The sequence below is a fragment of the Amphritea sp. 1_MG-2023 genome, assembly GCF_030547545.1.
Classification (GTDB): Bacteria; Pseudomonadota; Gammaproteobacteria; order Pseudomonadales; family Balneatricaceae; genus Amphritea.
Window position 1 is genome coordinate 27,535 of sequence record NZ_JAUOQE010000035.1, and the last position, 14,852, is coordinate 42,386.

Genomic DNA, 14,852 nt, shown 5'->3' on the forward strand with positions numbered 1-14,852 from the left:
ATAGTTGTAAAATATCTGCTAAAATATCGTCCTTTTTTGTGATGGCGGGCTAAAGATGCTGGAAAATATTCGAATCGTACTGGTTAATACGACCCATCCGGGCAATATTGGCGGGGTGGCCCGGGCGATGAAAAATATGGGCTTATCTGATCTTTGCCTGATTGAGCCAAGACGGTTTCCTCATGCTGATGCCAGTGCGCGCGCGGCGGGTGCTGATGATGTGCTTGAGAGTGCGGTGGTGGTTGATAGTCTTGAGCAGGCGTTGGCTGATTGTCATTTAGTGGTGGGGACGAGCGCGCGGAGTCGTACGATTCCTTGGCCGTTGGTTAATCCGCGAGAGCTGGCTGCTATTGTGTCTCCTTTGCCTGCAGAGACACGCGTGGCTATCGTATTTGGGCGCGAAGACCGAGGCTTAACGAACGAGGAGTTGCAACGCTGTCATCAGCATGTGCATATCCCTGTTAATGATCAGTTTAGCTCGTTGAATCTAGCGGCGGCGGTGCAGGTCATTACCTATGAATTGCGTATGGCAAAAGAGATGGATGTGAGTACGGCTAAGCCGCGTTGGGGAACCGAGTGGGATGTTGATCTTGCTGAAGGGCGCGAGCTAACGCTGCTGTTTGAGCATTTTGAGCGCACTCTCACAGAGATTGAGTTTTTAGATCCTGACAAGCCGCGTAATTTGATGCCGCGGCTGCAGCGGCTGCTATTAAGGGCGGTGCCTGATAAACTAGAAGTTAATATATTGCGAGGCATGTTAACCGCAATGCAGAAGCGTAATCAGCGTTAACGTATTGATTGCTAGTCTGCTTTTTTCTGTTAAGAGTGATGATGTGTATAGTTGACTATTTTAGTTGGTCTAATAGTTGACTAAAATAGTCGGTTATTGCATAATAATCATAGCTTCGTTGACGTGCGAAGAATGACGGAGAGGTAGCTAATGCGATTAACGACAAAAGGCCGCTATGCGGTGACAGCCATGCTTGATTTAGCAATACATGCAGGCAAAGGGCCTGTTAGTTTGGCTGATATATCTGAGCGACAGGGCATATCGCTGTCTTATCTCGAGCAGCTGTTCGCTAAGTTGCGCCGCAATGAGTTGGTGCGTAGTGTGCGCGGTCCTGGTGGCGGTTATCAGTTGAATCGTGAGCAGCGAGATATTAATGTCGCGCAAGTCATTGATGCAGTAAATGAATCTGTCGATGCAACAGGCTGTGGGCACACGGGTAGCTGCCAAGACGGTAGTATCTGTCTAACACATCACTTGTGGTGTGATTTAAGTAGTCAAATTCATGATTTTTTAAGCCAGATAACGCTGGCTGACCTGATGGAAAGAAGTGATGTTCGTAGTGTCGCTAAGCGACAAGATCGAGAGCATTCATCTGCCTTTGAAGATTCACTTATTTCCGCAAAAGTAACGGCCTGAAAAACGGTTTCAGGTTTTTGGAGATGTATAGACAATGAAATTACCAATCTACTTTGATTATTCCGCTACAACACCTGTAGATCCACGGGTTGCAGAGAAGATGATTGAGTGCCTGACGATGGACGGTAATTTCGGTAACCCAGCATCACGCTCTCATTTATATGGCTGGAAAGCTGAAGAAGCGGTTGAAACGGCACGCCGTCAGGTCGCTGACTTATTGAACGCCGATCCACGGGAGATCGTTTGGACCTCCGGTGCGACAGAATCGGATAACTTGGCAATAAAAGGTGTGGCGCACTTCTATCAGAAGAAGGGTAAGCACATTATCACCTCGAAAATTGAGCATAAAGCGGTATTGGATACCTGTCGTCAATTAGAGCGTGAAGGCTTCGAAGTGACTTACTTGGATCCTGATCAGGACGGTATTATTCAACCCGAGGCCGTTAAAGCGGCACTGCGTGACGATACGATTTTAGTCTCTTTGATGCACGTCAATAACGAGATTGGTGTCATCAATGATATCGCCGCTATCGGTGAAATTACGCGTGCCAACGGTGTGCTCTTGCATGTCGATGCAGCGCAGAGCGCCGGTAAGGTTGATATCGATGTGGTAGCGATGAAAGTGGATTTAATCTCTCTTTCTGCCCATAAAATGTATGGTCCAAAAGGGATGGGCGCTCTGTATGTACGGCGTAAGCCGCGTGTCCGTCTAGAAGCACAGATGCACGGTGGTGGGCATGAGCGTGGTATGCGTTCAGGCACATTGGCGACCCATCAGATTGTTGGTATGGGTGAGGCTGCAGCAATTGCGAAAGCTGAAATGCAGCAAGAAGAAGAGCGCATTACCGCATTAAGACAGCGATTCTGGGATGGTCTTTCTGATATGGAAGAGATCTATCTGAATGGTTCTCGTGATCAACGCTACATCGGCAATATGAATGTCAGCTTCAACTTTGTTGAGGGTGAGTCTTTATTGATGTCGCTTAAAGATCTTGCTGTATCATCGGGCTCTGCCTGTACATCAGCTAGTTTGGAACCTTCTTATGTGCTGCGGGCACTGGGATTGAACGATGAGATGGCGCATAGTTCTATTCGCTTCTCAATCGGTCGTTTTACGACCGAAGAAGATATTGATCGGGCTGTCGTTGAGATTCGTACAGCCGTAGGTAAACTCCGTGAATTATCGCCTTTGTGGGATATGTATAAAGACGGTGTGGATTTAAGCAAAGTTGAATGGGTTCACCACTAGTTTGTAACTGGGTGAATACGCTTTAGGAGGTCGTTATGGCTTATAGTGAACAGGTTATCGATCATTACGAGAATCCTCGTAATGTCGGCAAGATGAATGATCAGGACGACAATATCGGTACGGGTATGGTCGGTGCTCCCGCCTGTGGTGACGTGATGCGTCTGCAGATTAAGGTCAGTGACGAAGGCGTTATCGAAGATGCTAAGTTCAAAACCTATGGTTGTGGTTCGGCTATTGCTTCTAGCTCGCTTGTGACTGAGTGGGTTAAGGGAATGACGCTGGATCAGGCTCAGGAGCTCAAAAACACCAAAATCGCGGAAGAGCTGGCGTTGCCGCCGGTGAAAATTCACTGCTCTGTATTGGCAGAGGATGCGATTAAGGCCGCGGTTGCTGATTATAAAGAGAAGCAGGCGAAGAAGTAATAATCGAGCCTTAGGCTTAATGGAGTAAACGGATTCATGGCAATTTCAATGACACCGGCTGCGTCTGATCATATTAGTAAATATTTGAAGGGTCGCGGCCACGGGTTTGGTATTCGTCTTGGGGTTCGCACATCTGGCTGCTCTGGCATGGCTTATGTGCTAGAGTTTGTCGATGATATTCAAGAAGAAGATCAGGTATTTGAGTCTGACGGTGTAAACGTTGTGATTGATCCTAAGAGTCTTCTTTATCTTGACGGAACCGAACTAGACTTTGTAAAAGAAGGTCTTAATGAAGGGTTTAAATTTAATAACCCTAACGTCAAAAATGAGTGTGGTTGTGGCGAAAGTTTTAATATTTAAGTCTTGTTAGGCTTTAGTGGCAACAACACTTTTTATCACCTGCTGGTTATATGATGGATATTACCCAGAACTATTTCGAATTTTTAGCTCTGCCGGTGACGTATCAACTGGATCTGCAGGCTTTATCTGAACGAAGCCGGGCGCTGCAAAAAAAGCTGCACCCGGATCGTTTTTCTCACCTGTCTGACCGAGAGCGTCGGCTTTCTGTACAGTACACGGCATATCTCAATGAGGCAGTTGCGACATTAAAGCACCCCTTGTCGCGTGCTCAATATCTGTTAAAGCTGGAAGGGATTGATACCTTCTCAGAATCTCAGGTGCAGCTTGATCCTATGTTTCTCATGCAGCAGATGGAGCTGCGGGAGTCGCTGGAAGATATTGCTGATGCAACTGATCCGGACGCTCAGCTTGAACAGCTTAGGCAGAAGGTTGAGCAAGAGATGAAGTCCTTACGCGAACAGTTTGATATGAATTATCAACAATCGACGCCTTCAGCACATGAAGCCGCAGCCGTCTGTGTCAGAAAGATGCAGTTTATTGATAAGCTGGGCCGAGAGATGGAAGCGTTAGAAGATAAACTTTTCGACGAATAAATAAAATATGGCGTTATTGCAGATTGCAGAACCTGGGCAAAGCCCCGAGCCTCATCAGCGTAAGCTGGCGGTTGGTATCGATTTAGGCACCACTAATTCATTGGTTGCGGCTGTTCGCAGTGGCGAAGCGACCACGTTATCGGATGAAGGGGGGAGTCATTTATTACCCTCAGTGGTTCGTTATACTGAACAGGGCGTGGTGGTTGGCCAGTCCGCACTGGCGCAAGCTTCAGTTGACCCTTTCAACACGATTGTCTCCGTCAAGCGATTGATGGGCCGAGGCGTCGCTGACCTTAAGGGGTTGCAGGGCGAAGCGGTGTATCGTTTTAGCGAGCGAGATGGCGGTATGCCGTTTTTGCAGACAATTGCCGGTGACAAAAGCCCCGTAGAGGTTTCGGCTGAGATTCTGAGAACCCTCAAAGCGAGAGCGCGAGCAACCCTCGAGGGCGAGCTGGAAGGTGCTGTGATTACAGTGCCTGCTTACTTTGATGATGCGCAGCGTCAAGCGACTAAAGATGCCGCTCAGCTAGCCGGTATCAACGTGTTGCGCTTACTTAATGAGCCAACAGCCGCGGCTGTGGCCTACGGCTTGGATCAGGCGGCCGAAGGTGTGATCGCTGTTTATGATCTCGGTGGTGGTACCTTTGATATTTCTATATTGCGGCTGAATAAAGGCGTATTTGAAGTCTTGGCTACCGGTGGCGATAGTGCCTTGGGCGGCGATGATTTCGATTTGGCGTTGGCACAGTGGTTTCTCGAGCAGTTGGGCGGTGAAGAAGTGGTTGCCGGTGAGTCGCGTTATCTGACAGAGAAAGCGCGCTGGGTCAAAGAGCAATTAACAGAACGAGATTCGGTGATTGTTGATTTGGAGCATGCCGGTCAGAAGATCTCGTTAACGGTTTCCCGTGAGTTGTTTGATGGTTTGGTTGACTCGCTGATCACTAAAACCATCCGCGCATGTCGCCGCTCTCTAAGGGATGCTGGGGTTGAACTAGACGAAGTTCAGGATGTTGTCATGGTTGGTGGCAGCACACGAGTACCCGCTGTGCGGACTCGAGTAGAGCAGTTCTTTCAGCGAGCACCACGTATTAATATCGATCCCGATCGAGTAGTGGCTGTTGGCGCAGCGATTCAGGCGGATATCTTAGCGGGTAATAAGCCTGATAGTGAGATGTTGTTGTTGGATGTGTTACCACTATCGCTCGGGTTGGAGACTATGGGTGGATTGGCGGAGAAGGTTATCCATCGCAATACATCGATACCGGTTGCGCGTGCTCAAGAGTTTACGACCTATCAAGATGGTCAAACCGCGATGATGATTCATGTGGTGCAAGGTGAGCGTGAGTTAGTGTCTGATTGTCGTTCATTAGCTCAGTTCGTGTTGCGAGGGATTCCGCCAATGGCGGCGGGCGCGGCAAAAATTAGGGTGGCATTTCAGGTCGATGCCGATGGTTTGCTGGGGGTTTCGGCAAAAGAGTTATCCACAGGTGTTGAGAGCGAGATTCAGGTTAAGCCTTCGTATGGCCTCGATGATAATGAAATTGCTGATATGCTGAAGGCGTCCTATAGTTTTGCGGAAGAGGATATGCTGTTGCGTAATCTGCGGGAGCAGCAGGTTGAGGCGGATCGATTGTTAGCGTCTCTGACGCAGGCGATACAAACCGATGGCGAGTCGCTGTTGACGTCGGCAGAGATTGCTCATTTAACTGAGCAAATGGGTATTTTACAGACGTTACGAGATAGTTCTGATGCTGATGCGATTGAGCAAGGCGTTAAAGTGTTGTCTCAGGCGAGTGATTTTTTTGCTGCGCGACGGATGGATCAAAGTATTAAAAACGCTCTTAAAGGGCATAGTATTGATGAGATTGAGGGAGACGCCTGATGCCGCAGATTATTTTTCTGCCCCATGATGAACTTTGTCCAGACGGTAAAGTCATTGAAGCTGAAGCCGGCGAGTCTATTTGTGATGCGGCTTTACGGGAAGGTATTGAGATAGAACACGCATGTGAAAAGTCTTGTGCTTGCACCACATGTCACGTGATTGTGCGTGAAGGCTTTGATTCACTTGAAGAATCCGATGAGCTTGAAGATGATATGTTGGATAAAGCATGGGGGCTTGAGCCGGAATCTCGGTTGAGTTGTCAGGCACTCGTGGGTGATGAAGATTTAGTGGTTGATATCCCTAAGTATACGATTAACCAAGTGTCTGAACGGCATTAAGTGAGGCGTGGAGGTCGTTATGAAATGGGTCGATGTTTACGATATCGCAATCGAGTTAGATGAAGCGCATCCTGATACGGATCCCTTGACGGTAAGTTTTCCGGATCTGTATGAATGGGTCATGGCCTTAGATGGCTTTGATGATGATCCTGATCGCTGTGGTGAGAAGGTGCTTGAAGGGATTCAGATGGCTTGGATTGAAGAACGGACATGAAGGATAGTGAAATAGCCCGCATTTGCGGGCTTTTTCGTACTATGATGTGCTGTTCAGTCAAGACTGGTTAGCGTATAATTGCGCGTTTCATTTTTCTGGTGTGCCTGCGACTTTCGTCTGCCGGCAGCTAATCTGCCCTGAACTTTATACAAAGGATTTATAGCATATGGCTATCGAACGTACTTTTTCTATCATTAAGCCTGATGCCGTTGCAAAAAACGTTATTGGTAAAATCGTTTCTCGTTTTGAGTCTAACGGTCTTAAAATCGTTAACATGCAGCTTAAGCAACTGACACGCGAAGAAGCTGAAGGCTTTTATGCAGAGCACAAAGAACGTCCTTTCTTTGGTGATCTGGTTGAGTTTATGACTTCTGGTCCTGTTGTTGTTCAGGTACTGGAAGGTGAGAATGCGATTGCTTTGAACCGTGAATTGATGGGTGCGACTAACCCACAGGAAGCGGCTGAAGGCACTATCCGTCGTGATTTCGCTCAATCAATTGATGCGAATGCGGTACACGGATCTGATTCTCCAGCTTCTGCAGAACGCGAGATTGCTTACTTCTTCGGTAAGTAAGCTTACCCCGCGAGCCGCTATTCGGCGGCTCGTCATTTCATGAACGTTGAGGTCAATATGACTGAATCCACCCAGAAAATTAACCTGCTCGGATACTCGCCAAAAAAATTGGAAGAGTTTTTTGTGAGCATCGGCGAGAAGCCTTTTCGGTCGACACAGGTACTGAAATGGATTCATCAATTTGGTGCCAGCAGCTTTGATGAAATGACGAATATCAGTAAAAGCTTGCGGCAGAAACTCAGTGAAGTGTCAGAGATTCGTGAGCCAGAAGTGCTGGTGCAGAATATTTCTAAAGACGGTACCCGTAAATGGGTTATTCAGCTGGATGGTGGTTCTGCTGTAGAAGCCGTGCTGATACCTGATAATGGTCGTGCGACATTATGTATCTCATCGCAGATTGGTTGCTCGTTAGATTGTAGTTTTTGCTCAACGGGCAAGCAGGGATTTAATCGTAATTTGAGCGCTGCTGAGGTTATCGGTCAAGTCCGCGTGGCGATTCGTTCATTTGGTCCTTTTGATCCGTCCGGTGATCGTCGAGTGACCAATGTGGTACTGATGGGCATGGGTGAGCCATTGATGAACTTTGATAATGTTGTCGATGCAATTCATCTGATGATGGATGATAACGCTTACGGTTTGTCTAAACGACGTGTTACGTTAAGTACGGCGGGCGTTGTGCCACAAATTGATAAGTTGAGTAAGGTTACCGATGTGTCTCTGGCAATCTCTCTGCATGCGCCCACCGATGAGCTGCGTGATCAACTCGTGCCGATTAATAAACGCTATCCCATCAATGAGTTGGTTGATGCGTGTAACCGTTATATGGCGAATTTAAAAGATAAGCGGGTTATAACGGTTGAATATACCTTAATTGCGGGGATAAACGATCATCCAAGTCAAGCAAAGCAGCTGGTTAAGTTGTTAAAACGTTTACCCTGCAAGCTAAACCTAATACCATTTAATCCGTTTCCTAATTCAGACTATCGACGCCCGTCTGAAGATGCCATTCAGGCGTTTAAGATGGTGTTAGTGAAAGCGGGGGTGGTGACGACCGTACGACGCACTCGTGGTGATGATGTGGATGCGGCCTGTGGACAGTTAGTCGGTCAGGTTATGGATCGTACTCGTCGTAGTGAGAAATATATACCGCTAAAAGATGCCAGTGAGGTGCAACAGGAAACGCCTCGTTGAAAAATCAAATGTGATATGAATCTGCCAGGAGTGAATAAGATTGAAAGGATATCTGATATTACTGATTAGTCTATTGATTGCTGGTTGTGCGGGACAAAATGTCTCAACCACAGAGCAAGACACTCCCAAAGCTGTTCAGGCTTATAATACTTTGGGTATGCAGTATCTGCGCAGAGCTGATACGTCTAATGCCAAATTAGCCTTTCAGCGCTCCATCGAACTTGATGCTAAATCGGCGCAAGCTTACAACGGTTTGGCAATGGTATTTCAACTCGAAAAAGATACCGAGCTAGCCGAAAGCTATTTTAAAAAAGCGATTAAAGTTGAACCGGATAGTGCCATGTTGCATAACAATTATGGTGCTTTTTTGTTTAGCCTTGAGCGTTATGCTCAGGCCTGTAAAGAGCTTGCTCGTGCCACAGAAGATCCTTTTTATAGTCAGCGTAGTCAGGCATTTGAGAATCTAGGACGTTGTTATCGATTGATTGATCGCTTAGATGCGGCCGAACATGCCTTTAAACGTAGCTTGACACTCAAACCCGATCGTCCGTTGGCCATCTTGCAGTTAGCCAGTGTCCTGATTGAAAAAGATAATCATGAAGAAGCCGCAAACTTATTTGATCGATTTAGCAAGATGGTCGATGAGAAACGGGTTCAGCATAACGCTCAGAGTTTGTGGTTGGGAGTGCAAATTTCCCGCCTAAAAAATAGCAGCATTGATGCTGCAACCTATGGTCTGATCCTGAAAAACATGTATCCGGATTCAGAAGAGTATCGGCAGTATAAGGAGTCTACTCCGTGAGTAATGAGCAGTTACTGAGTCACGAAGCTGAAGTACATGATGTGGCGTTTCCCGCCGCCGATTTTGCGCTAGCCCGAGAACAGCAAGGGTTGACTAAGAGTGAAGTTGCCAGGGAATTAAAATTATCAGAAAAGTACATTGATTCGCTTGAATGCGGGGCGTTTGATGAGTTGCCCAGCATGGTCTTTGCGCGGGGGTATGTACAATCCTACAGCAAATTACTCAAACTGGATGTTAATCGCTATCTGGCGTTATTTGATAACCTCTATGGACGAGCGAGCAGCGGCAGTGCGCCTCAGTTTCGTACCACACCCGGTGTTCAGTCGACGGCTAAGTTGGGCGACCCGGTCATAAAGTGGTCGGCTTGGATCTTTATCTTGGCGATTGTCGCGGTAACCATCTGGTGGTGGAAAATTCAGCAAGGTGTCGATTTGCCGGTCTCGCTTTCGCCTGTTACAGAATCGGTAGAGGTTGAATCGGTCGATGGCAGTACATTGATTGTGCCATCGGGTATTAGTCATCAGAGCGAAACACAGGCGCTTGTGCAGCCCGACATTAATCGACTAACACCCGCACCCGATAGTGATGCTGCTGCCGTGTTAGTAGCGCCAGAAAACAATACAGATGTTGAGTTGCCAGAGTCTATTGATTCGACTGTAGCGGTGGCCGCTATTGAACCCGAGGCAGCGACAACGCCTGCCCCGCAAGTGGTTGATGGCGCCGATGTGTCTTTGCGTATTACCTTTACCGATGAATGCTGGGTGAGTGTCGAAGATCATACCGGTGAAGTATTGGAAATGCGGGTGAAGCCTGCGGGTAGTGAGTTAAATGTCTCGGGTGAGGCGCCGCTAAAATTATTGCTAGGTCGTGTTGAAGCGGTAGGTAATGTGTTTCTTGATGGGTCGGCGATAGAGTTTAATCGTGATAGCCGTTCTGGTGTGGTGCGCTTAACGCTGCCACAAAGTGAATAAAGTTTTAACAGATTAGGTACTGAACATTGGCCAAGATTAATGCCATACGTGGAATGAATGATATATTGCCAGACCAGACACCGGTTTGGCAGTTTCTTGAAAGTAGTGTGAAGTCTGTGTTGGCGGCTTATGGATATACAGAGATCCGTATGCCAATCGTCGAGCAGACCGATCTTTTTAAGCGCTCTATTGGTGAAGTAACTGATATCGTTGAAAAAGAGATGTATACCTTCGATGATCGCAACGGCGAGAGTTTGACGCTTCGCCCAGAAGGCACCGCTAGCTGTGTACGTGCGGGCGAAGAACATGGTTTATTATTCAATCAGACGCAACGGTTGTGGTATCAGGGACCGATGTTCCGTTACGAGAAACCGCAAAAGGGTCGTTACCGTCAATTTCATCAGATTGGTATTGAAACCTTTGGTATGTCCAGTGCGGACATTGATGCCGAAGTGATTATGTTGAGTGCGCGCCTGTGGCAAAAGCTGGGCATCGCCGATGCGGTGACGTTACAGCTTAACTCGCTGGGTAGTAATGAAGCGCGTGCCGCCTATAAAGAAGCGCTGGTTAGTTATCTCTCGGCTCGCAAAGATGAGTTAGATGAAGATAGTCAGCGTCGTTTGAGCAGTAATCCGTTACGGATTCTTGATAGTAAAGATCCTCAGACACAGTTGTTATTGAATGACGCGCCTTCGCTGGTCGATTTTATCGATGAAGAGTCTCGAGTACATTTCACTGAGCTATGTGAAATGCTGGATCAGGCTGGTATCGCCTATGAGCTGAATCCTCGGCTGGTACGCGGGCTTGATTATTACTGCAAGACGGTATTTGAATGGGTAACCGATAAGCTCGGCGCTCAGGGTACGGTCTGTGCTGGCGGACGCTATGATGGCTTGGTTAAGCAGTTAGGGGGTCGCCCGACTCCGGCGGTGGGCTTTGCCATGGGGGTTGAACGCCTTATTCTGCTATTGGAAACATTGTCTGCTATTCCAGAGGCGGTTAAACAGCCGTTTGATCTATACCTGGCGGCGGAGCATAAAGGATTGCAAACGCAGTTAATGGTATTGGCTGAACAGCTACGTAATGAGTTACCGAATATGCGCATCAGAGTGCATTGTGCCGGGCTTAAAAATATTAGCAGTAAAGCGCGACAGAGTGGGGCTCCATGGGTGGTATTAGTGCGTTCGGAAAACGATTCGCTACTAGCGAACCTGTGGTATAACTCTGAACCAACCTATGATATTCAGGTCAACAGCCTGAGCGGCTTGCTGCAACAGCAACAGGCATAATAACTCAATTAAGTAAGGTGATTAGGAGCAAGCTGTGTCAGATATGCGCACCGAAGAAGAGCAGGTTGAAGCGTTAAAGAGTTGGTGGAAGGAGAACGGTAAGACGTTATTGCTTGGCATCGCTTTAGCCTTAGCCGTTGTGTTTGGTTGGAAGGGCTGGCAGAACAATCAGCGTGTAGCGGCTGAAAATGCGGCGGTGGTCTATCAGAATCTGGTGCAAGCGGTCGCGTTGGCCAGTGCACCGCAAGCGACGGATGATCAGCGTACCACGGCCACTCATTTAGCGAAGACGTTAAAAGATGAGTATGGCGATACTGCTTATGCACGTTTTGGTGCGTTATTCAGTGCGCGCTTGTATGTCGATAGCGGTGACTATTCAGCGGCTGTGAATGAACTGGATTGGATATTGGCTCAGAGCCCTGATGAAGTAATGGCGACTATTACGACCATGCGCAAAGCGCGCGTGATGTCAGCTATGGACGATGTTGATGCAGCGATTCGCCTTTTAGATGGGCTTAAAGCGCAGAGTTTTAGTGTCAGTGTTGCAGAACTTAAAGGTGACCTCTACCTTCGGTTGGGTCAAGTTGATAACGCTCGTGAAGCCTATCAGGCGGCAGTCGCTGATGCTCCTCAAGGGGAGCGTCCGCTTCTTAGTTTGAAACTTGACAGTTTGGCGGTTAAAGGAAGTTAACAGATGAAACAGCTATTATGCCGTGCGTTATTGATTAGTATGTGTTCTATCACGATCTCCGCCTGCGGTTGGTGGGGAGGCGAAGTTGAAATTGAACCCGCTGAGTTGGTTGATTTCGAGGCAGAGAAAGAGGTCGATGTCCTGTGGAGTCAATCGGTCGGGGCAGGATTAGGCGAAGCATTTAATAAGTTGAGTTTAGCTATCAATGGTGATGCTATTTATGCGCTTGATGTTGAAGGCGCTATTGTTGCCTTCGATCGGCATAATGGTAGCGCTCTATGGCAGGTTGAATTAGACACGCCACTTGTTGGCGGAGTGGGCGTTGGGCCAAATCATGTTGCCGTGGCTACGGAGAGCGGTGAAATCGTTATGCTTAGCGCTGATGACGGCACAGAGATGTGGCGTCAGCAGATGAGTAGTGAGACGCTTAGTCCAGTACAGATGAATACTGACATGGCGGTGGCGCAACTCCAGAATGGTAAGTTGGTCGCGATGGATATTAGTAGCGGCGATCACTTATGGACATATGATAGTCAGATTCCGCGTTTAACCCTTCGAGGTACCAGCGCCCCTATTGTGGCGGCTAACGTCACCATTGCGGGTTTCGCCAATGGCAAGCTGGTTGCGGTGCGCAATGATTCTGGTGCAGCCTTGTGGGAACGGCAGGTTACCGTACCCGAAGGTAAAACGGAGCTTGAACGCTTAATCGATATTGATTCACGGCCTCTCTATATCGATGGTGTGGTTTATATTGTCAGTTATCAGGGTAAGTTAGTCGCGGTGAGTGCATCCGATGCGCAGATTCTGTGGACACAAGATGCGTCGAGTTATCAGAGCCTGGCTGCGGGATTTGGCAATATTTATGTCAGTCAAGCGAATGGATTTATCGAAGCATTTGATCAGCGCAGTAGTGCTAGTGTATGGCGGCAAGCGGCTCTAGAGAATCGTCAGAGCACCTCTACCGCGGTATTAGGTACGACCGTGGTGGTCGGTGATTTTGAGGGGTATTTGCACTTTATGTCTCAGATCGATGGTCACTTTGTGGCGCGTTACAAAGTCGACTCAGATGGTTTGCGTGGTGATATGGCTGTTATGGATGATGTCCTGTATGTGTTAGGTAATGGTGGTCGCTTAGCTGCGCTACAATTAAACTAAACTCGGTGTTTATGATAGGGCGGCTATCTGTTGTGACAGGTAGCCGCTATTTCATTGTTAGATAAATCTTTGTTTTTAACAGTTGGTAATAAAAATATGCTTCCGGTAATTGCACTCGTTGGCCGACCAAATGTAGGTAAGTCGACCTTGTTTAACAGACTGACAAAAAGTCGCGATGCGCTTGTCGCAGACTATTCGGGTCTGACTCGTGACCGGAAGTATGGTGAAGGCCGTTTAGGTGATCGGGATTATATCGTTGTGGATACGGGGGGTATCTCAGGCGACGAGGATGGTATCGATTATAAAATGGCTGAGCAGTCGCTGATGGCGATTGAAGAAGCGGATATTGTTCTGTTTCTTGTCGATGGACGTGCCGGGCTGAACCCCGCCGATGAGATGATTGCAGATCATTTACGACGCTCCGAAAAAGAGAGCTATTTGATCGTTAACAAAACGGATGGACTTGATCCGGAAGTGGCGTTATCTGATTTCTATGGTTTAGGCTTATCTGAACCTCTGCCAATCGCTGCGTCTCATGGCCGTGGCGTGACTCAGCTTGTTGAGCATGTGTTGGCCGATATTCCATTGCGTGATGAGCTCGAAGAAGAGGAGCATCAGCGGCAAAAGAAAATTGCGATTGTTGGTCGGCCTAACGTAGGTAAGTCGACGTTGGTAAATCGTATTTTGGGTGAAGATCGTGTGGTCGTGTTTGATCAGGCGGGAACCACCCGTGATAGCATCTATATTCCCTTTGAAAGAGATGAAGAACCATATACGTTGATCGATACAGCCGGCATACGTCGGCGTAAAAATGTTACCGAAGCGGTTGAAAAATTCTCGATTATTAAAACCCTACGTGCCATCAATGATGCTAATGTGGTGGTACTGGTCATTGATGCGCGGGAAGGTGTTTCTGAACAGGATCTACATCTATTAGGTTATGTATTGGATGCTGGGCGTTCGCTGGTTATCGCTATCAATAAATGGGATGGCATGACGGGTGATGAAAAGGAAGAAGTGCGTGAGCAACTGCGTCGTCGTTTAGAGTTTGTGTCTTTTGCGCGGATGCACTTTATCTCAGCGTTACATGGAAGTGGTGTGGGTAATCTATTCGCCTCGGTCGATGAAGCTTATGGTTTCGCGATGACTAAATGGGCGACTAATAAATTGACGCGTTTGTTAGAAGATATTGTAGCCGATCATCAACCTCCGATGGTGAATGGCAATCGGATTAAACTAAGATACGCGCATCAGGGGGGATCCAACCCTCCGATTATTGTCATTCATGGTAATCAGACAAGTGCATTGCCAGGATCTTATAAGCGCTATCTGGAAAATAAGTTTACCAAAGTGCTCGGTATCAAGGGGACGCCTCTGCGTTTTGAATTTAAGAGTAGTGACAATCCCTTTAAGAATAAGAAAAATGAATTAAGTAAGCGTCAGGTGATGAAAAAGCTGCGTCAAAAACTACATAACGATAAGCAAAAGAAGAAAGGCAAGAAACGATAGTGATATGACGGGCACGCTGTTGTCAGTATGACTCTAAGTAGACTGCCTCATTTACTAGATAATTTATTCGATTAAACCGCCGTCAGGCGGTTTTTTGGTTTTAGGGATCGATCAGCGTTATAGAAGCCCGTTCTGCTTATCAACAGCATCGCTATTACGCTTATCAAGGGGCTTCGCTAACGGCAA

At 47.5% G+C, this 14,852-nt stretch carries 17 protein-coding genes; all 17 read left to right on the forward strand.

The genetic code is table 11. From position 1 onward, the window contains the following. The first annotated feature begins 55 nt into the window (after positions 1-55). The 17 genes from Q4488_RS15850 (at position 56) to der (ending at position 14,666) form a co-directional block, all read left to right on the forward strand. On the forward strand, positions 56-790 hold the full coding sequence (locus tag Q4488_RS15850; RefSeq protein WP_303581458.1) for an RNA methyltransferase: 735 nt from the start codon (positions 56-58) through the stop codon (positions 788-790). 150 nt (positions 791-940) lie between these two features. Beyond that, positions 941-1,426 carry a Fe-S cluster assembly transcriptional regulator IscR gene (iscR, locus tag Q4488_RS15855; protein ID WP_303581459.1) on the forward strand — a complete coding sequence of 162 codons (486 nt, stop codon included), beginning with the start codon at positions 941-943 and terminating at the stop codon, positions 1,424-1,426. Positions 1,427-1,460: 34 nt separating this feature from the next. Beyond that, positions 1,461-2,675, forward strand: a complete 1,215-nt coding sequence (locus Q4488_RS15860; RefSeq protein WP_303581460.1) for an IscS subfamily cysteine desulfurase — start codon at positions 1,461-1,463, stop codon at positions 2,673-2,675. A 35-nt stretch (positions 2,676-2,710) separates the two neighbouring features. Then, a complete protein-coding gene (gene iscU / locus Q4488_RS15865) occupies positions 2,711-3,097 on the forward strand; it encodes a Fe-S cluster assembly scaffold IscU (RefSeq protein ID WP_303581461.1) in 387 nt (128 codons plus the stop codon). A gap of 36 nt (positions 3,098-3,133) precedes the next feature. Beyond that, positions 3,134-3,457, forward strand: coding sequence for an iron-sulfur cluster assembly protein IscA (gene iscA / locus Q4488_RS15870; protein ID WP_303581462.1), 324 nt, complete (start codon positions 3,134-3,136; stop codon positions 3,455-3,457). Positions 3,458-3,507: 50 nt separating this feature from the next. Further along, positions 3,508-4,050, forward strand: coding sequence for a Fe-S protein assembly co-chaperone HscB (hscB, locus tag Q4488_RS15875; RefSeq protein ID WP_303581463.1), 543 nt, complete (start codon positions 3,508-3,510; stop codon positions 4,048-4,050). Positions 4,051-4,057: 7 nt separating this feature from the next. Beyond that, complete coding sequence (gene hscA / locus Q4488_RS15880; RefSeq protein ID WP_303581464.1) at positions 4,058-5,932, forward strand: Fe-S protein assembly chaperone HscA; 1,875 nt, start codon at positions 4,058-4,060, stop codon at positions 5,930-5,932. After that, on the forward strand, positions 5,932-6,270 hold the full coding sequence (gene fdx, locus Q4488_RS15885; RefSeq protein WP_303581465.1) for an ISC system 2Fe-2S type ferredoxin: 339 nt from the start codon (positions 5,932-5,934) through the stop codon (positions 6,268-6,270). Before hscA ends, fdx begins: the two co-directional genes overlap by 1 nt. A gap of 19 nt (positions 6,271-6,289) precedes the next feature. Beyond that, entirely contained in the window at positions 6,290-6,484 is a 195-nt protein-coding gene (gene iscX, locus Q4488_RS15890) for a Fe-S cluster assembly protein IscX (protein WP_303581466.1), read from the forward strand. Positions 6,485-6,650: 166 nt separating this feature from the next. Beyond that, positions 6,651-7,058: a nucleoside-diphosphate kinase gene (gene ndk / locus Q4488_RS15895; RefSeq protein WP_303581467.1), complete on the forward strand. Its 408-nt coding sequence runs from the start codon at positions 6,651-6,653 to the stop codon at positions 7,056-7,058. A gap of 57 nt (positions 7,059-7,115) precedes the next feature. After that, positions 7,116-8,249 carry a 23S rRNA (adenine(2503)-C(2))-methyltransferase RlmN gene (rlmN, locus tag Q4488_RS15900; protein ID WP_303581468.1) on the forward strand — a complete coding sequence of 378 codons (1,134 nt, stop codon included), beginning with the start codon at positions 7,116-7,118 and terminating at the stop codon, positions 8,247-8,249. 40 nt (positions 8,250-8,289) lie between these two features. Beyond that, on the forward strand, positions 8,290-9,051 hold the full coding sequence (gene pilW, locus Q4488_RS15905) for a type IV pilus biogenesis/stability protein PilW (RefSeq protein ID WP_303581469.1): 762 nt from the start codon (positions 8,290-8,292) through the stop codon (positions 9,049-9,051). Then, the gene (locus Q4488_RS15910) at positions 9,048-10,022 is read left to right on the forward strand and encodes a RodZ domain-containing protein (RefSeq protein WP_303581470.1); all 975 of its coding nucleotides are present in this window, start codon (positions 9,048-9,050) and stop codon (positions 10,020-10,022) included. Before pilW ends, Q4488_RS15910 begins: the two co-directional genes overlap by 4 nt. Before the next feature lie 53 nt (positions 10,023-10,075). Further along, on the forward strand, positions 10,076-11,311 hold the full coding sequence (gene hisS / locus Q4488_RS15915; RefSeq protein WP_303581476.1) for a histidine--tRNA ligase: 1,236 nt from the start codon (positions 10,076-10,078) through the stop codon (positions 11,309-11,311). Positions 11,312-11,354: 43 nt separating this feature from the next. After that, complete coding sequence (locus Q4488_RS15920) at positions 11,355-12,002, forward strand: tetratricopeptide repeat protein (RefSeq protein WP_303581477.1); 648 nt, start codon at positions 11,355-11,357, stop codon at positions 12,000-12,002. Between the two features lie 3 nt (positions 12,003-12,005). Then, positions 12,006-13,157, forward strand: a complete 1,152-nt coding sequence (gene bamB / locus Q4488_RS15925; protein ID WP_303581471.1) for an outer membrane protein assembly factor BamB — start codon at positions 12,006-12,008, stop codon at positions 13,155-13,157. Positions 13,158-13,253: 96 nt separating this feature from the next. Then, positions 13,254-14,666: a ribosome biogenesis GTPase Der gene (der, locus tag Q4488_RS15930; protein ID WP_303581472.1), complete on the forward strand. Its 1,413-nt coding sequence runs from the start codon at positions 13,254-13,256 to the stop codon at positions 14,664-14,666. Positions 14,667-14,852 lie beyond the last annotated feature (186 nt).